We start from the raw sequence: 22,169 nt of genomic DNA, 5'->3' as shown, positions 1-22,169 counted from the left end.
TTCTACCCCTCCAGAAAAGCCACCGTTTCTTCCTCTCCATTGGGAAAAAGGAAGCGGTAGGCCGGCACATGCAAACGGGCCGTAAAAGGTTGGCCCCGGTCTTCGTAAATAATGGACACCGGTGGACGCAGGGTGCGCCCCGAACCGAAGCTGTGGGGCGCCTTTTCCCGGATCAGCCGGCAGGCACCTTTGTTTTTTGCCAGCAGCACTTCCTGCAGCAGGGCGGCATTCAAAACGGAGTTCAGGCTAACCTGGCTCCCCGGCGGAACGACCTGGTAATCACCCCGGCCGGCCAGCAGCACATACTCCCCCCGGGCAATGCACTCGGTCAACCCCAGGTAAAGGGGGTAGTAAGACCGGTTTTCCCTCAACCGGTAGACGGCCTCCTCCACCAGGCCGGTATCGGGGTGGGTGAAAAAAATACGGAAGCATAAATTGTGGTTTCCGCGGGCCGGCAACAAAAACTCCAGGGGTATCTGGGTTCCCCGGGCCCGCCCCAAGCGCCTTAATTCGGTCAGGTCTTCCTTTTTGGTCCGCACGTAGTTCACGGTCTGGATCAGGCGGCGCCCCGGCACCTTGATCACCACCGAAAACCGCCCCCGGTCCAGTTCCTCATAGTACGAATCCCGCTCATATCCCAGGACAGCGGCCACCACACCCATCAATACGGTGCGCGGCGGGAAACCGTAGGTCAGGGAGGAGGAGTTGGTATAGTACTTGCGGAAGTGGGCCATGGGCCCCAGCAGGTCGAAAATCAGCACCTGTTTCAAAGTATCAAGTCCTTCCCAGGGTTTTCACTCTATCGGGACCCAGTATATCGCCCAGCCATCCGGCCATGCTGACCTCCTGCCCGTCCACCACCGTACGCAGGTCGGCGTCCTGCCAGATGTATACCCGGTCCAGGCGCTCACGCACCCTGTCCAGGCGCCCGGCCAGACCCTTTAATTCCAGGGTGAAATCCTGCACGGCCCTGAGGCCGTTCGCCGGATTCAACTGAAGGTCTTCCCGGGGATCGCCCATAAAGGTTTCGGCATCGGTAAAAACAAAGCGAGCATACAGGCGCGGGTACTGGCCAATCTTGGAGCGGGTGGCCAGCAGGGGAATGGCTTTCAGCATGGCTTCATCCAGGAGGGCCACATCGGCCTCGCTCGTGGCCGCATTCCCGTCTCCCCCGGCCCGGGCCAGCATGGCCGCCGCCCGCCGGGCGCTGATTACCCCGTGGAAACCAATGAGAGCGTAATACAGCCGGTAGTCCTTGCCAAAGGTCCCCTGCCGCGCCGTTGCGCGGGCGGAAAATTGCGAGGATATGGTCACCGAATCCACCAGTTGCACCTTGTTCAAGGAGTATCCCCAGGTAAACTGCACCGGGCCGGTGAGGTTGACGGCCTCCCCCGCCCCCCGCCGGTCACCCTTTATGGGCATGGTGGCGCCAAAGAGACGCACATCCACCAGTTTGGTCAGCAGAACGGGCAGGTCGGCACCGGTGGGTTCATGCCCCAGCACCTGCTTTAAGCGGCCGGCGGCTTCCGTCAGGCCTTCCGACTTGGTGACGTAAATGGTATGGTTCATCTCCTCCAGATAGTCCCGGATATAGCGTTTAAGCCGGACATCGGATACCAGGCAGCGCTCCCGGTCGGTATCCATGCGCGGGCGGTTCTCATCGTCTGGATCGCCGTTGGGGTTGCACATTTTGGCGTCGTATAAGAACAGAATCTCACTGTTTTGTTGAATAACTTCACTCACTGATCGGTTCCCCCCCTATTATCTGCGTTATTTTCCCGTTCGACTTTGGCCTTCATGGCCGCCCGGGTGGCATAGGCATAGCCGGATAAGATATAAAACACGTTTTCCTCCGGTGAAAAAGGCCATTGTTCCCGGTGGGCGTCAAACAACTTTTTCATAATGGCAAAGAGTCCTTCGTTGTAACGCAGGATGTCGTACTGGCGCAGCTGGTCGAAAACCATATTGGACAGCCGCAACACCTTTGACCAGAGCATGCCCGCGTAATTTAACTTCTCCAGCACAGGTTTTTGTTTGTACCCGGCTTCGGCCTGTTCCCGGCCCACCTGGTTCATCAGGTAACCCAGCAGGAACAGGGCGGTGGCCGGCCCGTTGTAATCCATTTCCCGCAGGTAATCCTGCATGGCCCCGTTCAGGCCCTCCAGTTCCGGAATGCTAGCCAAAGGCCATCCTCCCTCCAAAAGATTTTCTTCCCGCAAAAACTTTAGCAGTAAATTGGCCTGCAATATCCGCCGCCCCATCTCCAGTTCCTCGTATCCCGCCTGGGGTGGCAGGATGTTGGTACCGGCAAAGCGGCCGGTCTGAAAAATGGCGGCCAGGGCCACGAACTGCCGGATGAGAAAATGATAATTAACCGGTTGTTCCCCGAGCAAGGCTTCGTATATGTAGAGAAGCTTTTTATGCTCGGCTCCCCGCCGGCCTTCGCTGATGGGTATCAAACGATAGACGCGGGTCAGGTCCAGCCACCACGACCGGTGGTCAGCCCCTAAAAGGACCTCCCCATTTACCGCCAGCCGGTAACTGTGACGTAAAAGGTGAGATATCCGGCCGGGGGCCACATCCTTCACCAGCCCCAGCACCCGGAACTCGCTCTGGTTCTCCTGGTACTGGTAGAAAAGAAAGTTCAGCAGCGCCAGGTTGTCCTGGGGCTGTTCCTCCAGGAAATACGCCAGTTCGGTTTCCAGCCCGCCCCTGCCGGCAATCTTCTCCAGCCAGACCGCCGCACTGGACAGGGTGCCCACCCGCGCCCGCAGTCTTCCCGCCCATGCCTCCAGATCTTCCCGGCCCATGTCCGGTTCAATAAGAAAGGCGGGCAGGACCAGGAACTTGATCTGCTGCCCGATGCGCAGGCCCAGATGCTGGCGGATGTACTCTTCGGCCAGGAGCAGGGACCGGAAGCAAGCGGAGCAGACCAGGAAAGTTTTCTTGAAACCCTCATCGCTCACTCCCGAGGCAAAACCTTTTTTGTCATTGATGTAATATTTCAGGAAAACTAGCTGCGAAAGGTCATAGGTCACCGGCCGGTTCTCCCCGCCACAGACGGAACATATTCCCCGCAGGCTCTTCTGACCGCCCTCGGCCACGGCACCCTCCCTGCTCCGGACCACCACTGCCGCATAGGCGGGATCCGTAGCCAGGGGCTCCCCATTAAAAAGGACCGTCCAGAGGGCCGCTTCGGAGGATTTAATACCCAGCCCGGCCAGCGCAAACTTTTTGACCTGGTCCGCCACCTTCCCGATTACATCCCGTGCCCTTTCCCGGGGCTTGCCCGTCGTTCCCTCCCAGGCAATGGCCAGAAAATCCTCCCCGGCAAGGCCGGGTTTCTCTGGGTCCAGCACCGGGCTGCCGTCGGGCAGTTTTTGAAAGAAATGTTCCGTAATCTGGAGCAGCCCCTGATAAAGGCGGGTATCCTGCCGGCCCATTTCTTCCATGGCCGCCCGCAGGTTGGGCAATGCCTGTCCCACCAGATAATCCAGATTATCCGTGGTCAGGTACAACTGGGGCCGGCTGCCCTTTCTATTGCCAACCCAGCGGTAGCGGTACAGCACGGACGAATCGATCTCCTCCATATCCACGCCCAGGCGCGGGCCGTTTTCGTTAATCTGAAAGTCCAACTTAACCAGGTAAATCTTTTCCACCCGGGGCGGTTTCGCCGGCGGCTGCTTAATCAAGTCGCCGATAGCTCCTTCCGTGTCCTCCCTGCCCCGGGCCAGGGTTCTTCCCACCAGGGATACAGATTCTAACAGAATTAATCACCCCCTTGAAAATTTTTGCGGCCCCTGTTGGTTTATTCTAACATAGCAGTCCGTCAAATTTTTGGCAGTCCAATTTAGCAGCAAGGAGATTTTTTCCCGTTCCGCCACAAACCTGGACTACCCCAACAGAAAACCCAACTGGACCACAATCCATAAATTATCAGATCTTTACCCCGACGACCAGAGAACCGGCTACTGTTATATTTGGTAGCCCAATACCATACAGCGGTCATCTGGATGGTCAACACCTGCTGTCAAGGTGCTGGAGAAAGGTTTACCCATCCAGGAGCATACAGCAGCCGTAACCCTGGGAGTTTTTCGCTCCCAGGCCGGCATCCAGGGCCACCTGGAGAAGATGCGGATCCCCCTGCAACAGGTAGTCGCCCATCCAGCCCTTAATAATGATATCTTTGTAGCGGGTGATTTTCAGATCCCTCTCCTCCAGGGCCGCCGGCAGGATGCTGAAGCCATCCAGGGGGGCCGGACGCCCATGAATGAGCAAATGCTTTTTGACCAGGTTGGCGCCTACCAGTTCGGTAAAGCGGGGTTCAAAAGGTGCGTAGTAATAGGTGTAGGAGCGCCCGTCCTGCGACTCCATGGTGCTGTAAACCACCACCGGAGAAAGCATCCGCACCCGTACCGGTTGTGTTTGTACCCGGGGGCTGGCGGCGGACATTTCCTTCACTTCCAGCCGGACATCACCCAGGCGGACCTGACCTTGCCGCAAAAAACCGGTGCCCAACTCCTGCAGGATAAAAGGAATGGGTGAACAGATGACCAGCTTGAGCGGCGGCGTATAAATCAAACGCCCGCTATCCCGGTCATACCTCACTGCCCGGCCCATCAGCCGGGAAAAGGTAAAAAGCTTGAAGCGGCGCTTTTCCAGGACAAAGCCCTGCTCATGCAGGTAGGTGCGCAAAACCGGGTTTTGCATCTGGTGATAGATGAGCCCCTGGAGCAGGGTGCCGTAGTGCACCGGAATGGCCACCGGGCCGGGGGCATGGAAATAGATGGTCAGCTGCATATTTCTACCTTCCTCTCTGACAACTGCCTGTATAACCGGGGGCAGGAAAGGCCGGAATCCACCGGCCATAGGGCTTTATTATGGATTGTCATTAACATAATCATGTGAACCCACATGGCGCAAACGCAGGATATTGCCTTCAGGAAGGCAGGAGACCCGCCAGTCCTGGTTAAGACGGAAATGTCCAATATTTCCCGGCCTGCCCTTATAAGTTTCGTAAAGCAGACCACTATCCTTACGCAAACCCGCAAGGCCCTGCTCGCGAAAAAGCAGGGACACTTTAGCCAGGGTTGTCTGGATATCCGCCCTCCTGGCTTTGTCCGTGATGTCCATGAAATCTTTCTCGAAGCTTCGCTCATAAGCCAGGGCCGGGAACGTTAATAGATGATCGCGGCCCAGAATCTTTTGCTTATGCCGTTCCCACATCAACAGTCCCCAGGTACTCAGGGTATAGCTTCCCTCTCCGTCGAAGTCCAGATAAATCTCCGGGATACCTTTTACCTCTTCCTCCTGCGCAAAGTAACCGTTCTCCATAAGGGCGAAAAGAACCGCTTTTTCCTGTAAAACCGGTATTTCGTCCAGAACCACCGGCAGGCGGGGAATGCGAATGAGATCCGCCGATGGCGCTTCGAAAATATAAATTATTTCATCGGCGTAAAACATGCCCAGGGTATTCATATACCCCTGCAAGCTTTTAAAACCGCCCACCAGGTTAAAAACAATATGATAACGGTGCTGCCGGTAACCGGCCAGAGTCTGCTCGCACCACCTGACAACCTCATTTACCCCGGCGGTAAAACTTCTGCAGTCCCTGGTGCTTAGTCCCGGTGGTACCAGAATCTCAACTGAATTAATTCCCAGCCTTTTTAAATGCTCCTCAAGTAAACGGGCTGATTCGCGGCCCTGATAGGTATCGGTGGCCACAAGGACATGGTGATCCATACCGGTGTTTCGGGAGTAAAAATCGCGGCCGTAATAACCCAGGAGCCCTCTCAACTCGGCACTCAACCGTGGCAATTCCTCATGGGTAGCATTCCGCAGCTCGGCATCCACCTTCTTAATAATTTCATCGATCATATCCCTCTGGTGGGATGCGAGCTCTTTTTCTACAGCATTGGCCGTGTCTCTGAAGATCAGGCTTAAATCCTGGTCTTTTTGCCTGTTGACATAATTAGTTAACAGGCTGGTACCCACTGTAGAAACAATCAGGTTAGGCATTTTAAATCTCCTTTCTGGGGAAAGAATCCGTTTATTGCCGCCAGTACATAACCTGGATTGCCGTATTTTATTATCGTCGGGTCTTTTAGTACTGTTTTGAAGTATACCGGTAAGACATTTATATATCCATCATTCTCTTGATCGCTTCGATCTTGGCGGTGTTCTTCTTATTGGGTTTTTTCCACTGGTCGGGTTTTTACTAGCAAAATTCTTTCCACAATGAAATTAGAAACCAAATCTATATCAAAAAGCTTTATCAGAAACTCTAGCCCTCGTTTTTTGTATCTTTAGCCGGTCCAGTTTTTAAGCACGGCCAGCCTCGGGTCGATATCATCAGCATCATCCCGGCGGTTCCTTTCTCCCGAGGACGATCTGCCGGAGAGTTTGCCGGGTTTTCCGGTGCTGCCAGTTTCCGGCCGGCTTTGCCTGCCGGCAGGCACGTCTTTCCACGGTTTACGCCCCGGCGTCATACCTTCCGGTAGATCTGCAACCGGACCGGCAAATGCCCGGTGCAACCGGGCGACCCACCCGATCACGTAGGCCAGTTCTTCAAAAGAAAGGTCCTTGAGCACCGGATGCTTGACCTGACCATTACGCACGCTGAGGGCTTGAACAATCCCCCGGTATTGATCACGCATACTGTGGCGCGCCAGCGGGCTTTCCGGCAGTTTTTCGATAATAGACAGCGCCTGGCGCAGGCGGTCTTCCTTCGCCGGCCTGCGGCTAAATTCTCGAAAGATCCCAGCCACTGTGCCAATGGCACTGCCGCCTGATTTCTGGTCACCGCCCGGCCAACCCGGCTCCCTGACGAGCTGGTAAGCCAGCTCCAGAAGACGTTCTTTATCCAGAGCCATTTGAGGACGAACCTCCTTTTGCCCTTCTGCTAATACCCCTCCATACCCCACGCCGGACCGCGGTGCTTGCCGGAGAGAATCTCCCGCAGCAGGGCGACGTTCCTGGCAACGTCCGGGTCGTTGCAGCCGTAGTTACGCGCCAGTTCTACGGGGTCCAACTCCACCGCTTTCGCCGGGAGATATTCCCGTGTATACCAGCGCGCCTCTCGTAAGCCGAGCCGAACCGTCCCGAAGTAAGCAGGTTTGCCGTAGCCGAGGCCCAGGCGGATCTCACCGTCCAGGCCGAGGGCAAAGCAAAGAAGAGCCAGTTCTTCCCGGTCGAGGTTATGGAAGGTTACCTCGCCCTGGAAGCGGCTGCCGGGCGAGATAACCTCGTGGGGCTGGTTTCCCTGGCGGGGATCCCCTTGAAGGTAAAACTTGCACCCGCGAAAAGCCGGGGCTGGCAACCGGCCTTTTAAACCGTCCCGCCAGCGCAGCCACTCTTCCTTGGTACAGTCGGGACAGTGTGCCGGTCCGCCGCAGCCGACGACCCTGTAAAACTGGCAATAGTAGAGGCGTTCGTTGCCACAACCCCGGTTTTCCCGCGTGCGGGGGTAGTCTTTAAACGGTTGTTCCATTGGAGGCAGCTCTGTAACAACCCATTTCGTCTCGTCGCAGGGCGTGAATTCACCGAAAACCACCCGTCCCCGGTAACCCTTTTTCCCTTGTACAAAACCGAAAAGCCGGCAGGTGATGCAGGCGGCCTTTTCACTGCACGGCTGGCGGTTTCCCGGCGGGGTGGCGGCCTGCAGTCTCTGGCAGGGCTTGCCAGGAGGTTGGGCCAGGCAGCTCCGTGATGCTGCCTCGGCCAGGCCCCTTACCACACCTTTCAAAGAAGAACCTGGAATGACCGGAACCTGGTCTCGACGCAAAAAGGCCCGTACTACCTGTCCTTCATTGAGCCGGTAGGAGCCGCTGCCAATATGCAACGGGGTGACAACCTCCAGCTCCATAACCAGCCGTCCGGTCAGCCGGTTGATGTCGATCCGGTTATGGGGCATAACTTCCCGCCGGTCTTCGGGGCGCACCGGCAGGAGGGGTACAAAAGCGTAAGGCTTGTCTCGCAACATGGTTCCAGTTCCTTTAGCCACCGTGATTCACCCACTTTTGTTGCACTTCCCTTTGTTTACGGTGCAATCTCTCTAAGGTTTCCGCTAAGTCAACGTTAAGGGTCAGGAGCCACTCAAAACCTTCGCGGGCAGCCTCCCAGCAGTAGCCTTTGTTGGTGTAACGGCAACCGGCTACCGGTACAGTATCGTCGTGCTCATACCCGCGCAGTACTTCCGCGGGTGGATGGCGGCGGTAATCCCGCACCAGCACCTGCGCGTTTTCTACACGCACCCGGCCATAACCCCGCGTGGTACTGCCCCCGAGCAGGAGGAAACCATCGTCCAGGTCCTGCAGCAGTACGCCCAACAGCTTAAGCTGCCAAACCGCAAAATTGGTCAGGCTGATTTCGGCGGCAAAGGTTCCCTCCTCGACCACCTCCGGGTTGAAGAGTGCCTTTCCCTGCGTAGCGCCGGTGATCCGGTTGATAGCCACGTGGTTCCGTTCGTTCAACACTAGAGGCCTGTCCTCTACCGGAAAGGCGTCGGCACAGCGCAGGCGTCCCGCCAGATAGGTCTGCCCGAAAAGCTGGGTTACAGGGTCCGACGCATAGTAGCGGTAATCGCCCGGTTTATCTTTCATTTCGTCATCGCGCCCTCGCTGGAAGGGGTCGGGAATAACCATCCTGTCTGGCGCCAGCGCCCGGATTACCTGTTCCGCCCGGCTGCGCAGAACACCCTTGAGGCTGGAACCGGGAATATAGGGCACTTCTCGACCATTATGCCAGGCCCGGATAAAACGCATATCCGGCAGCAGGGGATCAAGTCCCGGCTGATCCGGGCCTTTAATCAAAAGCGGCCCGGCAGTATGCAACCAGAAAAAGATACGCGCCTCGTTACGAAGGTTCTTAAACACCCGTAGCACCCCCTGTGAACAACCCGGCTTCGCTACAGGCATTTTGCAGATCCGCAGCCGAAATACCGTTCCAGCCGAGGGTCAGAAATTCACGCAGGTTGCTTGCCGTAACCGAAGCTACCTGAATATTTTCCAGGCGCACCCGGCCCAGGCCGCGCCCGGTGCAACCACCCAGGGGAAGTTCCCCCCGGGTAAAGGGCAGCAGCGTCAGAAGTATACCCCGCCATTCTTCATCGCCGGCGTTTTCTACAACGGCTTCGAAAGTAAAAGCCGTTCCGGCCGGTACTGCCTCAATCTCGTACTTGCGTTTCGTGTAAGCGGTACGCGTATCCCGGTCAATGGCGACGCCGGGGCGGACCTCGCAAAATCCCGGCCAGGTGGACTCATCCAGGAGCAAATCCCTGACCCGTAACCGGCCGGCAAAGTGGGGGCTGCCGAAGATGCGACACGCCGGGCATAGTCTTGTGTAAATCTCCCCGGCCAGCCGCCGGAGGTCATTATGCTCTCTCTTGAGTTTTTTCACCTCTTCTGCAGGCAGGCACGGGGCGCTCAGAGGATCGCAGCACCCGCGGTCGCCGTTATCGCGTTGCCCCAAAACCTGCTCGGCAAAGCTCCGCCACACCCCCTTGAAAGATGACCCCGGGATGAAAGGACGCCCGTAAGCATCGCGGATGACCGGGTTGTCGATGGCAGTGGGGTCGGGCACGGCCTCCCCGCTCCCGATGCGCAACGGGGTTAAGGTCACCAAACGCCCGGTAATGCGCCGCCGGTTATAGAAGGTGTCGTAGAGGAAGCTAACGGCTGCCGCCATCACGATCACCTCCAGGATGCCGCTTTTTGCTCTGCGCTTTTTCTTTTTTGAGGTAATCCAGATACTTGACCCGCCAGCTTAAATACCCGAAGAAATGAGCCAGGCAGAGGAGGACAAAACGCTTGTCGTTGGTACGGTTACTATCTTTTAGTTTGTCTGTTGCTAATTTCTCTATTTCTTCAATCTCCTTAAGAAGTGCCCTGCCAAAAGGCTCTCCGTTGATCTCTGCCGTCCAGCCCTGCCCGCTGGAGTCACGTCCCATCTGGTATTCGATAAAGGCTTTGATTTCCAGGGGTATGGCGGCCATTTGGGCCATTACGATCAGGTTTTTGATCTGCTTGTCCCCGATGCCTTCGGGTTTGGGCTTACCTTCCCTCAAAAAGTCTGCTGCCCTTCTCGCCAGTTCTTCCTTCAGTTCATCGAGATCTTTCTTCCTGGCCCGCTCGAGCTCAAAATCCGATACCTGCGTTTCACTAACCTTCATCGCTCACCCCTCCATTATTCAGGTGAAATTCATCGCAGACGCACAGCGCACCGTAGCCGTCTTCGGTCTTCAAACCCACGCCCTGCTTTTCGAGATGGAAAAGGGCCTGCAGGAGCCCATCATTTAACTCGCCGCGCACCCGGCAAAGGAAAACACTTCCGGCGGCGATGTAGAGCCTCGCCTTTTGCCGCCCGTCACCTTTCACCGCCGTGCTGTACCCGCCGTAAACCTTAAAATCGGCGACGGCTCTGGTGACTTCCACCCCGGGACCGGCCGACCGCAGCGGGGGCGGAAGAACGGCCTGCGCCACTTCCTGCCGCAGGTCCGGCGTGGAAACCCATCCGGTTGCCGGCGTCAGTTCCGTATCCGGCAGGGCTTCGGACAGGAGGGTGATAGAGAAACAGGTGTATCCTGGTTCAGCTTTAGCTGATTGCCTAATTACTTCTTGAAACCGTTCGATGCGTTTTTTCAGGGCATCCAGGCCGAGCCCGGCAGCCCGTTCAAAACGAACGGCAGCCCGCCCCAGTCCCACGGTTGTTTTCGCCCCCAGGCGGAGTTCGACTGTTTCAGGAATTGTATCAGCATCGGGAACATCCAGCCAGCCAAGGAAAGTTTGGCCTGCGTCCAAAACGCGGAGGGCGTAAAGCTGACGGTCCTGGGCCACGCCACGGTAAGGATCGACGGCCAGGCGCATTATCAGGCGCCGGTTTACCGCTACATCACGGTATTCGTTATCCAGATAGCCCGAAACGCGCTCGACGCGCTCCTTGCACTCAGGGCAGCGGAGCCGCCCGGGCGCGAGCAGGGTGTCAAAGGTGGAATGGCTGGAATCAAATTTGCAGCGGTAAGCCGTGAGCGGTGCCACCCGTGCACTGTCCTTGTATAAATGGCTGAACCGCACGCGTTCAAATGAAGCACAAAGACCGCACCACATGCAGTCGGCGCATTCTGACCCGGCGGCAAAGCGCACCCAGTGGTATCCCCTTGCCTCCGAATAATAGGGACAGCCCTCGGTAATTACCCGTGCCAGGGCGGCCCGCAGCACCCCGCCGGGAATGAAGTCGCGGGAAGGGAGGAAATACGCCGAAGGCTCACGCCGGTCACCGACCAGGGCGGGCGACTTCAGCTCCAGGGTTACGGCGTACCGCATTTTCCGCTTCCCTCCTCCACGACCTGGACCCGGAACCAGCCCAGGCCCCTGCTCTTACCGAATCCCAGGGCATAGTTAAAAGCAAAGGCATCTTTGAGTGCCGCCACGACTGTTTGCCGTTTTTCCTCCGGAACCCATCCCCATATCTGGCCTTGAAAAACCACGTTTTTACCTCCAATTGTTTCCACGGTATAAAGGGCGTTGTCACGGGCCACCCGCCGGTAGCGGTCCATGGCGATGCCAGGACGTACACCGACCAACCGGTCGATATCGTTATCGGTGGGCCGGGCGTCTTCAAAATAGAGGTGTCCCCGGCGATTACCCTTTTGACCGAAAATCAGACAAACCAGACAGGGGCAGTCCTCGGTTTCCCGGCAAGCTTCCTCCGGACCGTAGACCTGGGCCCGGGCCAGAGCGGTGACCGCGGCCCGGAGGCGTCCCTTGATGGTCGATCCGGGAATGACCGGATAATCCTTCTTCTGGTGATAATCCCGTTCGCGGTAAAGATACTTGTCCAGGAAGCCGCGACCGCCCGTTCCTGTTCCCACATGCACCGGTGTAAAGAACTCGAGCCGGTAGGTAAGGCAAACTTTAGCCAGGCTCACCGGACATCACCTTCCGTACCGACATAGTTCCAGAGTTCCACCACGTCCAGCCACGGGCAGTAGTACCGCTTTTCTCCGCGTTCTTTGCTGGGAAAAAACATCTCGGGTTCATAAGTTGCCCCTGTTATAATCTCCCAAAACTTTTTCAATGTCTCGCGCTGGGCTTCGCTCAGGCGGGCGTATTGATAGCGGAAAAAGAGTTCCGCCACCTGCCTGCCGTACTGTTCCGCTGCCGTCCGCAACCCGTAAAACCAGCTCCGGCCCGGCACCCGGGAAGCTGGAGCCGCTTGAAGCAGGTTGACCGCCTTCATAAAGCGCCGCGCTTCAGTGAAGGTATAAGGACGCAGCGTCAGTATGGTTTTAACCGCCCCTGCCTTCGCGTTTTGCTTACGGTTATCCGGCTCAAAACGCATGCCGTCTTCCCTCACCAGGGTGCTTTGGCGGTAAGAAACAATATGGTCCTGATAGGAGGCGTAGGAGGCCAGCACGGCTATGTCCAGGGTGCCTTCCCGGGCCTCTTTTCCGGCCTTGTAGATACGCTTTTTCGCTTCTTTAAGAAGCGCCTGGGCCATCTCGAAGAGGTACCGCACCGGCGTCTTGGCCCCGGCAATAACCACTCCCAAAGAAAGGGTGGGGCCGGTCTTATCGGTCGAGAGATTCTTGAACAATCGGTCAAAATGCTCTCCGGCGGTAACGGCCAGGGGTAGTGCCGCCCGGGCCGGAACGAGCAGAAAGATATCATCTCCCCCCAGGGCAATGATTTCCACTGCCCGTCCTTCCAGAAGCGCCTGGTTTTCCTTAAGGGCCGTAAAAACAGCCGTATAGGCTGCGTTTTCACTGAACTGGCTCAACAGGCGCAGTCCCGCCAGGGATTCGCACCGGCCAAAAAGGGACCCGAAGTTGTTGCCATCCGCATAAATTACCGCGATTTCGTTGTTGCTGTCGGCAATTTCAGCAATTTCGCCAGCAACCTTTAGAGAAACATTTTCTCCCCGTGCTTGCCAGAATTGCCGGTATTCTTCAACGAAAACAGACTTTTTGGCATCCTGCCCCACAAGATGTTTCCGCAAACAAGAGGCGCAGAGATCTCGGCTTTCATCTTCGTACCGCCACTGCTTGAAGGCTGGACGAATGCCGCACGAGTCGCACACATCTTTTGTTTTCTCCGGCAGCAGGTGTGGCTCCGCTGCCAGGTGAAATTCTTTCTCGTAAAGGTCGATCGCCCCTTTGGTCGTTTCCCATGCCGGCACCAGCACGCTGCGACGCTCGGCCATTTTTTCAACCAAACGGCCCCGCAAGTCGCTTAATTTTTGAGCGAGTTCTGAAACCGTTGCCGTGTGCGATACCCCGACGGCGCGGGCTGTAAGACAAACCTCCCGGTGCAGGCGCTCAATCTCCTCCGCTACGGTTTTACCTTCTCCCGCCCGCACTACCGCCATCAAGCGCCCTCCCCCGGCGTAGATGATTGACTCCGTGGTTAGCCCGGGCAGTTCGCGAAACATCTGGATATAACGGCGGCGGTTGATGCCATCGAGGAGCACACTGGCGCCGCGGATTTCGCTGATACGGTTTGTTTCCAGGTAATATTCCTTAATTTTGAAGGCTCCGCCTTCAACTATGTCTACTTCCAATTGCCCCAGTTCTCGCCCTATCTCAACCTCATCTGAATACCCGGCCAGCCATGATGCTGTTTCATAGATTGACCGGAGGGTATCCGGAATCGACTTTAAATTGCTCAGCTCGTTTTCCGGTGCAAAAACATCGCTTCCCTCCAGGAGGCTGGTCAGGCGAAGAGCCCGCCATTCTTCCGGGGAAATCCGGTCAGCCGACAGGGCATAAAACAAACCCGTTCTTAATAACAAAAAATCAGCCAGGCGCATACACGGTTTTCCTTCACCACGCAGCCAGCCGGCCGGCGGGCTGTTCCTGGCCAACCTTGCAGAGATTCGGCCGGGGAAGGGTAACTCGGGCCAGAGGGCCGCCAGTGGGACGTGGTTTATAGCCGCGCCATCCTTATCCTTCGGCTCAGTGTTTAGAAAGCCATTTTCCTTAAGCCACCGTTTCCTTTCAAAAATATCGCGCTGGGCGAAAAAGTCCGACAGTTTTTCGGCGGCATAGTCAGACCCTTTCTCTTTCAGCAGAACCATTGCCAGGGCCAACCCCTGGCGGGTGATCTCGCTAGCCCGGCTGGCTTCGAGATAATACTGCGTACCCGTCACCGGGTGCTTCCAGAGAATCGCCTTCGAGGGTATGCCTTCTTTTTGTAGCGGGCTGCCTAAAGGTTCACAAATATCTTTTAGCCAGTTGATAAACGGCAAACTCATATCACCTCCGTCTCTCAACCACAACATCGCCTTTCACCGCTTCCCCCGGGCCCGCTCGCGGATGGCCTGGAGGTTTAAAATTTCCATCACTTTAAAACGGGTTACCACACTCCCGGTCTCCGGCACCAGGCGCAAAACGGGCGGAAAGTGGCCCATGCGACCGTGTACCAGAGCCAGGACCACAGCGGCACTGTAGTTCAAAGATGGCAGGTTGATTAATAATGGTTCGGTTTGCCATTCCCGGGAACTAAGGCCCAGATCATCCAGCCGGGAGGCGATCTGGGGTTCCAGGGGGCTTTGCAGATCGATCTGGCTGGGCACTTCGATTACTTCTGAAACTGCACACCCGGCCAGGGTTTCAATTTCCCGCAAGTTCTGTTCCGTCAAAGGATGAGAAAAATTAATAATCCTCACCTTGTTTCACTTCCTCCACCAGGGCAAAGTATGGCGCAAACTCGGCGATCAGTTTACTGCGATCCACATTGCCGGCAGGATAACCCAGCCAGTCCCGCAGTTTCTCGTAAACCCCCCGGAGCTGGTTGGCCACCGTCTGCTCCTGCTTGAAAAGGGCAGCAGCAATGGCAGCGTTATCCAGCCCCTGGCAGGCCAGGCGGACCACCTCCCTTTCGGCGCGGGTCAACCAGCGTTCAATGAACTCCCGCTGTCGTTTTATCCGGGTAGCACGGCTGATCTTTTCATGCCAGGCCACCACTTCGGCGGGGTCATTCATCTCGGCTACGGTCTGCATCAGTACCCCGGCTTCACTCCAGCGCAGGACGGGCACAGGTACCAGCCAGACCTTTTCCCCGGGAGGAAGGTGCAGCCGGCGGCCGGCACCGGGCTGCCATCCTTCGGTAATCAGGTGCCAGACACGATCCTCCGGCCCGAAAAGGAGCTGGGCAACCACCATGCCCAGTATCCCCATGACCTTGCGACCGCCCGATATACAAAGATGCACAATGTCTCCCGCCTGGCGGGCACGGCGAATTTCCACATACAGGGTGCGCAGGAGAGCCCGCAGGTCCTTATCGGTACAGAAATCCCCCACTGGTCCATCCGTAGAAGTAACGGGAACGGTCCGCAGTTGAATACCCGGGTAGACCGCCCCTTGAAACTCCCCCTCAATGACCCTCAGGGCTTCCCGCACCCTGGGGGTTTCCGTGTAGATTACCACTACCTCACTGATTGCTTCACCACCGGATAACAAATGGTCCAGCGTGATGGTCACCACCTGGGGTTCCACACCCAGGGTGGCGATCAATATACCGGCACGGCGGTTGCTCTTACCCGGAGGACCGGAGGGAGGGCTCATATAATCACCTTCCCGCTCTAAAAATCCGGTTCCCGGCCGTTACGGGTATTCACAGAATTCCGGGGATCCGCCCCCAGCACCCAGCACCCATCGTAACACTCAGTTTTCTGAGTATTAACTTAACCTGGGTGTTGAATGCAGGGTTCTATCTTTCACCCTACTCCGAAACGGCCGGTATAACCAGAGCTGCGGACTACTAATTTAAATGGTAATCTTCTACCATATCCACCTTCATACCTGGTTTACGTTTCCAGGATTTATCCCTGTTATTCGACATATGCCCTTACAGTCCTGCCAGAAATGTGACAAATATCCCATCAAATTGTACAGCCTGGTACTTTCCACCATTAAAAGGCCCTAAAAAAACCCGCAACGGTTTAAGCCGCTACGGGTTCTCGATGTAAATATACGATTGGCAAGTTCTTTCAGGTAAGCCGGAATCCCTTTGAAACTATCCTTCCACCACAAGCCCCACCGCTTCAGCGGCTTCCCGGGGGTTGAGGGGACGGGGGTAGTTGTAGGGGGTCTTCCCGGGCCGTTCATTGTAGTAGGGCCGGTTGCAGTCCGGGCAGCCGGTGGTGCGGAAAGCTTCGCCGTCCGCCAGGTATAGGACCAGTTCCTCCCGGGAGATGCCCCAGTCCACGAGCCTGCCGTCCTTAAATTTCATCCCGTCCGGCCGCACCAGGCCCCGCTTCAAAAGGTAATGGGCCGCCTGGACCCGCCGGTAGGTCCTCAGGTCGGGAGGCCGGTGGTGCTCCAGCCTGGTGCCGGGCAGCGGGGTAAAGGCAAAGAGGGCCACCCCTATCCCGCAGGCCGCCAGTTCTCCGATTAACCGTATGGCCTCTTCCTCGCTCTCGCCCAGGCCGATGATTAAGTGGGTCCCCACCCGTCCCGGAAACCGTGCCGCCGCTTCCTGCAGCAAACGAAGGTGCCGCTCCCAGCTGCTGCCCTTTACTTCCCGGTAGAGCTGCGGGGTAGCCGCATCCAGGGGCAGGCCCACCACATCCACCCCCGCTTCCAGCAGCTCCCGTACCTGCTCCACCGTACGCAGGCCGATGGAAACGCACAGGGGGATGTCCACCTCCCGGCGCACTTCGGCAACGGCCTGCCGGACCCGGTGGAGGTAATCCCCCGAGTGCACCACCTGGAAGCAGGCCCGGCGTATCCGCCCGGCGCGGCAGGCATCACCCAGGCGGGGCAGGACCTCCCCGGCGGGAAAGGGGGGCCAGATCACCCGGGAAAGGCGGTGGGCCCGCCCCCGGCTGGAGCGGGCCTGGGCACAGAAGGCGCAGTCCCGGGCGCAATGTTCCCCGGTCATCAGATAGGCGGTGGTGGGTGCCGCGTCCAGCCGCACGGGGAGAAGGCCCAGCACCGCCGCCGTTCCTTCGGAAACATACCAGTGCAAACTTCATCACCCCAGAGAAAGGAGGGGCCGGCCGGCCCCGTAGATTACAAAACGCAGCATTCCCGGCGCCAGGCCACCTCCAGGCCCAGTTCCCGGGCCAGTTCCCGGGCCGGCGGGGCGGGCAGCACCAGCCGGTTCACCCCCGCCTTCACCGCCAGGGCATCCAGCCGGGCCCGGTAGCTCCCCGCCGGGCGCATGCATCCCACGTATATGGGCATCCGGGAGAGCATGAGCCGGGCGGTGGCCAGAAGGCGCGCCACCTCCTCCAGGGCGGGTGGTTGACATCCCCCGTAGGCGGTGCCTGGCACCGGGAAAAACACAATCACTACCAGGGCCTCCGCCCCCAGCTCACCCAGTGCTTCCAGCACCCGGTACTCCCCGGAGAGCCGGCCGCCCCTTAACCCCACCACCAGGTGGGGGAAAACCCGGTTATAACGCCTGAGGTGGCAGTAGACCCGCAGGTAGTCCCGGGGGCCGCAGGGGAGCCCCAGGACCTCTGCAATGGTATCCTCGTCCAGGATTAAATCGAAGGAAACCGCGCTGGCCACCTGGCCGATGAACCGGGCCGTTTCCCCGTCCACCAGGCCCGGGTGCAGGTTCAGTTTAAAGCGGGCCGCCAGTTCCCGCAGCTGGTCCAGGTGGCGGGCCAGGGGCACCGCTCCTACAGGATCGCAGCCACCCGAAATGAGCAAACTGCTCCAGGGCAGCTCTTCGCCCTTTTGCCAGCGCTCCATGAGCCGGGGGAGAGGCAGCATCCCCTGTAAAAAGTGGCCCCCGCAATGGGCGCAATTCAGGGCACAGGCGGTGCCGGTAACACTCACCGGCCGGGTGGCGGTGGGCCGCACGAACTCCACCCGGTGGGCAAAGTTCCGGCGGCGCACCTGCCAGGCCTCTTCCAGCAAACGCTCCAGGGGAAGACTGCCGCCCCCGGTCACGAAACATCACCCCGGCTTTCCTTCTAATCCTCCTGCACTATTCTTGCATATTCTGCCGCGTCCAGCAACTGTTCAATCTCCGCACTGCTGGACATCTGGACCAGGATCAACCATCCCTCGCCATAAGGGTCCTGGTTGACCAGGTCCGGACGGTCCACCACGCGCTCGTTAACCTCCAGCACCGTACCGCTCACCGGGGCAATGACATCGGAAACCGATTTTACCGATTCCAGCCGGCCGAAAGGCTCCCCGGCAACAATCTCGTCGCCCTTTTGCGGCAGATCGGCGAACAAAATGTCCCCCAGCTGTTCCTGGGCGTAATGTGTCACGCCAATGCGGGCATTTTCACCTTCCACCCTTACCCAGGCGTGCTCCCGGTGATACTTTAATTCCTGTGGATACATGTTAGGCCCCCTTTTGTACTTCTTGTACTTCCCGGGCGGGATATTCATACCTGATGCCGTTTAACTCGAAGGCATAGGATATGGCAGCCGCTTTTGCCACCATATTGGACACGGAGCAGTATTTTTCATCGGTAAGCTTCAAAGCATGGGACACCTTTTCCGGCGGCAGGTTGGATCCGGTGAACTTGTAAACAATGCGGATGGTCTTGAAAACCTTGGGGTGATCTTCCGCCCGATCCCCTTCCACTTCTATGATCAGGCTGTCAAACTGCACCCGCATCTTTTTCAAAATGTGCGCTAGTTCAATTCCGGAACAGCCGCCCAGGGCCATCAGCAATAATTCCATGGGCCTTACGCCCTGATTCATGCCGCCGTAAATCTGGCTGGCATCCATGGCCACCTGCCGCCCGGCTTCGTCCACGCCTACGAACTTCATGTTTCCTTCCCATTTTACGGTCACTTCCGGCATATTCCATGTCTCCTTCCATAATGCTGGTATATTCCCTTCAAGCCCCAAGGAACTACGCCGTGGCGGGATCCGTCTCCATCCCGGCCACCAATTCCTCCCTGGGTACAACCACGGACATGATCAGAACATAGAGACCAACGACCACCAGGAAGAAGGACAGGCCAAACAACCCCATCTTATACAGCCAGCCGAAGTTGATCAGGATCAGAAGCAGGATCGCTACGGTAGCGGTGCCGGAAAACAGGGCCAGGGACCGGCGCAAAGCTGTCAGATTGGGACCGCCTATGCGCCATTTTCCGGCCTGCTCCACCAGGGTTACCAGAACCATACCCAGGATGTTGGCCGACATGCCCACGAATACCGGGTGGATGTTCAGGTAGAATTTGCTGGGGTGCCAGCCACCCAGGTAATACCAGGCCAGGCCGGACAGGAAACCGCAGAGCATGGCGGTAACCGCCGCCCTCCGGGTGGCCAGGGGCCAGAATAGGGCCGCCACTACCGGGGCAAAGGTGGCCCCGTTGCGCAGGGTCCAGGCCAGCACATTCCACCAGGCGGCCTGGTCGCTGCGCAGGAAGCTGAGCAGGATCATCACGCCGGTTAAAAGCACCAGGGAAATCTTTGTGTAGCGAACCTTTTGCTCGTCGGTAAGCCCGGGGTTTACCGCACCCATGAAGTCCCTGCCCAGGCTGGTGGAACCGGAAAACTGGCAGGGCGCTCCCCAACCCAGGGCGCAGGCCCAAACGCCCAGGAAGAACACTCCCACCAGGGGGGCGGGAAGCACCTGCGCCAGGTACAGGGGCACCTGGATCATTCCCCTGGCGCCGCCGGGAGCTACCGCCGCGGCAGCCAGGCCGAAGAGAACGCCGAAGAAAATGAAGAAGATGTTGGCAGCAAAAGCCATGAGTAACCCTCTGCGCCCTTCTTCCACCGTGCGGCAGGACAGGGCCATCTGTAAGGCGGCCTGGGCCAGCAGCACGTTGATGAGGAAGGTGGCGAACCAGGCAATTATCACCTGCAGACCCACCCCGGTGGGGTCAAACATCTCGGGTTTGCTCATCGCCAGCTGGGCCAAACCGCTGATCCCCGGCTTGATGAAGAAGGCGATGGCGCCCACAATAAACATGAGGGCGAACATAATGGTGTTGGCGGTTTGGGTCATGACTACCGACCACATACCCCCGGCCTGAAGGTAAATCAGCAGCAACAGGGCGCTGATGACCACGGATACCGTAATGGGCAGCTTGGTGAAGGCGGAAACCGCCGAAGCAAAGGAGAGAGCGGTGGCCACCGACCACATAGGGAAGGTGAAGGCGGTAATCAGGCCCGCCACCCCCAGGGCAACCCGCCCGAAGTGGTCGCCAATCAGGCCGGAAATGGTAACCATCAACTTCCGGCGGAATATCCCTAAAAGCACAATTGCGATAATGAGCACATGCACCATTTCCGCCACGCCATACCATGCGGCGGATATTCCTTTAAGGTAAGCCAGCTCCATAACGGAAATGAAGGTAGAACCTGAGAAGAGGCCGGTAATGCACGCAAATACCATCCAGGGCCTGAAAGACCGGCCGCCCACCCAGAACCCCTCGGCGGAGGAGGCCCTGCGGCGGACAATATTGCCCAGGACTATAAGCACCGCCGTGTAAAGCACGGCCAGCCCCAGGATCCAGTAGCCATAAGAGTTCATACTTTACCCCCGTTCCTTTCATGATTTGTTGCGGATATCCTTGCGCCGGCGCTATTACTTTTACTTATGGCAGCAAAAAGCGTGCCATGCCACCATCATATAAAGCCAGCCGTGTCATCCAGGCGACAAAGGTCAGATGCATTCTCCCGGCCTCATCAACACTGGTTCATTTATACACCACCACCGGCCTGTCCGTTAAGGACAGGCTGGTTTGCTTTTGTACCATACTGGTGCAAATCCGTACCCCACCGATATAGCCGTGTTTTCCTGCAAACACGAATCAGGCGTGAATGGTCAAGCCGTGGATACCTTCCGCCGCCTCCAGAACCGCCTCCGCCAGGGTGGGATGGGCGTGGATCACCTGTGCCAGCCGGGCGGCCGTCATATCCATCTCCAGAGCCAGGGCTGCTTCGGCCACCAGGTCGGAGGCATGGGGTCCCACTATGTGTACTCCAAGAATGCGGTCGGTCTGGGCATCGGCCACCACCTTGACGAAACCCTCGGTTTCCCCCATGGCCTGTGCCTTCCCGCAGGCCATCATGGGGAACTTGGCCGTTTTTACCTCATAGCCCTGGGCCCGGGCCTCTTCGGCGGTTAGACCCACCACCCCCACCTCGGGGCGGGTAAAGATGCAGGACGGCACCACCCGGTAGTTCATGGCCCTGTAATGGCCCATGATGTTGTGCACGGCCACCAGCCCCTGGGCCGAAGCCACATGGGCCAGCTGGATCTTACCGGTAATGTCCCCGGCGGCGTAGATGCCCGGAACCGAGGTTTCCATGCGCTCATTTACCAGCACCTCACCCCGTTCACCCAGGGTTACGCCCACTTCCGCCAACCCCAATCCGCCGGTATTTAAAACACGGCCCACGGAGATGAGGACCAGGTCGGCGGCAATCTCCTCACCACTTTCCAGCTCGGCCACCACGCCACCGGCATCCTTCCGAACGGCCTTGATGGTGGCCCCGGTCTTGATGGTAATCCCCTGCCGTTTGAAAATCCCCTGAACGTACCGGGATACTTCCTTGTCCACGGTGGGCAGGATGGTGGGCATCATCTCCACCACGGTAACTGTGCTGCCCAGCGCGGCAAATATGGAAGCAAATTCGCATCCCACCACACCTCCGCCGATAATGAGCAACCTGCCCGGAACCGACGCCAGGTTCAAAACCTCGTCCGAGGTAATCACCTGCCGGCCGTCATACCCCAGGCTCTTGATGAGCGCCGGGCTGGAGCCGGTGGCCAGGACAATATTCTCTGCCTCCAGCTCCTGTTCAGACCCGCCGGGAAGGATTACTTTAACTGTGCGCGGCGATGTCAGCATGGCCGTCCCGCGTACCAGCTCCACCTTGTTTTTTTGCAGCAGAAACTGGATGCCGGAAGCAAGCCGCTTGACAACCTGGCGCTTCCGCTCTATCAGGGCGGCCATGTCCACCTCCACCGCCCCGGTGGAGATGCCAAACTCGCCGGCCTTCTTTATGCCGGCCAGGATCTCGGCAGCCGCAGCCAGCACCTTGGTGGGAATGCAGCCCCGGTTCAGGCAAGTCCCCCCCAGTTCCTCCTTTTCCACCAGCGCCACCCGGGCACCCAGCTGGGCAGCCCGGATGGCCGCCACATAACCTCCGGGACCTCCACCGATCACGACAACCTTGTAACGCATATCCCTCACCTCGTTTTGCTTATAGTTTTGCAGACTTTCAAGTCCCTTCA

Annotated in this window: 21 protein-coding genes; all 21 read right to left on the bottom strand. The window is 57.9% G+C overall.

Annotated features, from left to right (window positions below):
- Positions 1–2: 2 nt before the first annotated feature.
- Entirely contained in the window at positions 3–761 is a 759-nt protein-coding gene (cas5, locus tag J2Z49_RS03205) for a CRISPR-associated protein Cas5 (protein WP_307399800.1), read from the bottom strand.
- 13 nt (positions 762–774) lie between these two features.
- The gene (gene cas7b, locus J2Z49_RS03200; protein ID WP_307399787.1) at positions 775–1,743 is read right to left on the bottom strand and encodes a type I-B CRISPR-associated protein Cas7/Csh2; all 969 of its coding nucleotides are present in this window, start codon (positions 1,741–1,743) and stop codon (positions 775–777) included.
- Positions 1,740–3,767, bottom strand: coding sequence for a TIGR02556 family CRISPR-associated protein (locus J2Z49_RS03195; protein ID WP_307399799.1), 2,028 nt, complete (start codon positions 3,765–3,767; stop codon positions 1,740–1,742). Before J2Z49_RS03195 ends, cas7b begins: the two co-directional genes overlap by 4 nt.
- A gap of 283 nt (positions 3,768–4,050) precedes the next feature.
- The gene (cas6, locus tag J2Z49_RS03190) at positions 4,051–4,800 is read right to left on the bottom strand and encodes a CRISPR-associated endoribonuclease Cas6 (RefSeq protein WP_307399785.1); all 750 of its coding nucleotides are present in this window, start codon (positions 4,798–4,800) and stop codon (positions 4,051–4,053) included.
- A 78-nt stretch (positions 4,801–4,878) separates the two neighbouring features.
- Complete coding sequence (locus J2Z49_RS03185; RefSeq protein ID WP_307399784.1) at positions 4,879–6,018, bottom strand: putative CRISPR-associated protein; 1,140 nt, start codon at positions 6,016–6,018, stop codon at positions 4,879–4,881.
- A 287-nt stretch (positions 6,019–6,305) separates the two neighbouring features.
- Positions 6,306–6,872 (bottom strand): hypothetical protein, encoded by a 567-nt coding sequence (locus tag J2Z49_RS03180; RefSeq protein ID WP_307399782.1) that lies wholly within the window; start codon positions 6,870–6,872, stop codon positions 6,306–6,308.
- A 29-nt stretch (positions 6,873–6,901) separates the two neighbouring features.
- Entirely contained in the window at positions 6,902–7,981 is a 1,080-nt protein-coding gene (locus J2Z49_RS03175) for an RAMP superfamily CRISPR-associated protein (RefSeq protein WP_307399780.1), read from the bottom strand.
- A 13-nt stretch (positions 7,982–7,994) separates the two neighbouring features.
- A complete protein-coding gene (locus J2Z49_RS03170) occupies positions 7,995–8,873 on the bottom strand; it encodes an RAMP superfamily CRISPR-associated protein (protein ID WP_307399778.1) in 879 nt (292 codons plus the stop codon).
- The gene (csx7, locus tag J2Z49_RS03165; RefSeq protein WP_307399777.1) at positions 8,866–9,684 is read right to left on the bottom strand and encodes a type III CRISPR-associated RAMP protein Csx7; all 819 of its coding nucleotides are present in this window, start codon (positions 9,682–9,684) and stop codon (positions 8,866–8,868) included. The genes J2Z49_RS03170 and csx7 overlap by 8 nt, the downstream gene beginning before the upstream one ends.
- Positions 9,668–10,168, bottom strand: a complete 501-nt coding sequence (locus tag J2Z49_RS03160; RefSeq protein ID WP_307399775.1) for a hypothetical protein — start codon at positions 10,166–10,168, stop codon at positions 9,668–9,670. Before J2Z49_RS03160 ends, csx7 begins: the two co-directional genes overlap by 17 nt.
- On the bottom strand, positions 10,158–11,318 hold the full coding sequence (locus J2Z49_RS03155) for a hypothetical protein (RefSeq protein WP_307399774.1): 1,161 nt from the start codon (positions 11,316–11,318) through the stop codon (positions 10,158–10,160). The genes J2Z49_RS03160 and J2Z49_RS03155 overlap by 11 nt, the downstream gene beginning before the upstream one ends.
- Entirely contained in the window at positions 11,303–11,923 is a 621-nt protein-coding gene (locus tag J2Z49_RS03150; RefSeq protein WP_307399773.1) for an RAMP superfamily CRISPR-associated protein, read from the bottom strand. Before J2Z49_RS03150 ends, J2Z49_RS03155 begins: the two co-directional genes overlap by 16 nt.
- Positions 11,920–14,247, bottom strand: a complete 2,328-nt coding sequence (locus J2Z49_RS03145; protein ID WP_307399772.1) for a Cas10/Cmr2 second palm domain-containing protein — start codon at positions 14,245–14,247, stop codon at positions 11,920–11,922. The genes J2Z49_RS03150 and J2Z49_RS03145 overlap by 4 nt, the downstream gene beginning before the upstream one ends.
- A gap of 33 nt (positions 14,248–14,280) precedes the next feature.
- Entirely contained in the window at positions 14,281–14,661 is a 381-nt protein-coding gene (csx15, locus tag J2Z49_RS03140; protein WP_307399771.1) for a CRISPR-associated protein Csx15, read from the bottom strand.
- Complete coding sequence (locus tag J2Z49_RS03135) at positions 14,648–15,559, bottom strand: CRISPR-associated protein Csx14 (RefSeq protein ID WP_307399769.1); 912 nt, start codon at positions 15,557–15,559, stop codon at positions 14,648–14,650. Before J2Z49_RS03135 ends, csx15 begins: the two co-directional genes overlap by 14 nt.
- Before the next feature lie 451 nt (positions 15,560–16,010).
- On the bottom strand, positions 16,011–16,964 hold the full coding sequence (locus J2Z49_RS03130; RefSeq protein WP_307399768.1) for a radical SAM protein: 954 nt from the start codon (positions 16,962–16,964) through the stop codon (positions 16,011–16,013).
- Positions 16,965–17,008: 44 nt separating this feature from the next.
- Positions 17,009–17,899, bottom strand: coding sequence for a radical SAM protein (locus tag J2Z49_RS03125; RefSeq protein ID WP_307399766.1), 891 nt, complete (start codon positions 17,897–17,899; stop codon positions 17,009–17,011).
- A gap of 23 nt (positions 17,900–17,922) precedes the next feature.
- Complete coding sequence (gcvH, locus tag J2Z49_RS03120) at positions 17,923–18,303, bottom strand: glycine cleavage system protein GcvH (RefSeq protein WP_307399764.1); 381 nt, start codon at positions 18,301–18,303, stop codon at positions 17,923–17,925.
- Between the two features lies 1 nt (position 18,304).
- Positions 18,305–18,772 (bottom strand): OsmC family protein, encoded by a 468-nt coding sequence (locus tag J2Z49_RS03115; RefSeq protein ID WP_307399762.1) that lies wholly within the window; start codon positions 18,770–18,772, stop codon positions 18,305–18,307.
- 52 nt (positions 18,773–18,824) lie between these two features.
- A complete protein-coding gene (locus J2Z49_RS03110) occupies positions 18,825–20,459 on the bottom strand; it encodes a sodium:solute symporter family protein (RefSeq protein ID WP_307399761.1) in 1,635 nt (544 codons plus the stop codon).
- A 280-nt stretch (positions 20,460–20,739) separates the two neighbouring features.
- A complete protein-coding gene (gene lpdA / locus J2Z49_RS03105; RefSeq protein WP_307399759.1) occupies positions 20,740–22,119 on the bottom strand; it encodes a dihydrolipoyl dehydrogenase in 1,380 nt (459 codons plus the stop codon).
- Positions 22,120–22,169 lie beyond the last annotated feature (50 nt).

This window comes from Desulfofundulus luciae (assembly GCF_030813795.1).
GTDB lineage: Bacteria > Bacillota > Desulfotomaculia > Desulfotomaculales > Desulfovirgulaceae > Desulfofundulus > Desulfofundulus luciae.
This window is presented reverse-complemented; position numbering and strand designations above follow the sequence as displayed.

Coding starts and splice junctions, on each gene's coding strand:
- J2Z49_RS03115 (WP_307399762.1), bottom strand. CDS start 18,772: ATGCCGGAAGTGACCGTAAAATGGGAAGGAAACATGAAGTTCGTAGGC.
- J2Z49_RS03185 (WP_307399784.1), bottom strand. CDS start 6,018: ATGCCTAACCTGATTGTTTCTACAGTGGGTACCAGCCTGTTAACTAAT.
- J2Z49_RS03110 (WP_307399761.1), bottom strand. CDS start 20,459: ATGAACTCTTATGGCTACTGGATCCTGGGGCTGGCCGTGCTTTACACG.
- J2Z49_RS03145 (WP_307399772.1), bottom strand. CDS start 14,247: ATGAGTTTGCCGTTTATCAACTGGCTAAAAGATATTTGTGAACCTTTA.
- csx7 (WP_307399777.1), bottom strand. CDS start 9,684: ATGGCGGCAGCCGTTAGCTTCCTCTACGACACCTTCTATAACCGGCGG.
- gcvH (WP_307399764.1), bottom strand. CDS start 18,303: ATGTATCCACAGGAATTAAAGTATCACCGGGAGCACGCCTGGGTAAGG.
- J2Z49_RS03155 (WP_307399774.1), bottom strand. CDS start 11,318: ATGCGGTACGCCGTAACCCTGGAGCTGAAGTCGCCCGCCCTGGTCGGT.
- lpdA (WP_307399759.1), bottom strand. CDS start 22,119: ATGCGTTACAAGGTTGTCGTGATCGGTGGAGGTCCCGGAGGTTATGTG.
- J2Z49_RS03135 (WP_307399769.1), bottom strand. CDS start 15,559: ATGAGCCCTCCCTCCGGTCCTCCGGGTAAGAGCAACCGCCGTGCCGGT.
- cas6 (WP_307399785.1), bottom strand. CDS start 4,800: ATGCAGCTGACCATCTATTTCCATGCCCCCGGCCCGGTGGCCATTCCG.
- J2Z49_RS03180 (WP_307399782.1), bottom strand. CDS start 6,872: ATGGCTCTGGATAAAGAACGTCTTCTGGAGCTGGCTTACCAGCTCGTC.
- J2Z49_RS03160 (WP_307399775.1), bottom strand. CDS start 10,168: ATGAAGGTTAGTGAAACGCAGGTATCGGATTTTGAGCTCGAGCGGGCC.
- J2Z49_RS03175 (WP_307399780.1), bottom strand. CDS start 7,981: ATGTTGCGAGACAAGCCTTACGCTTTTGTACCCCTCCTGCCGGTGCGC.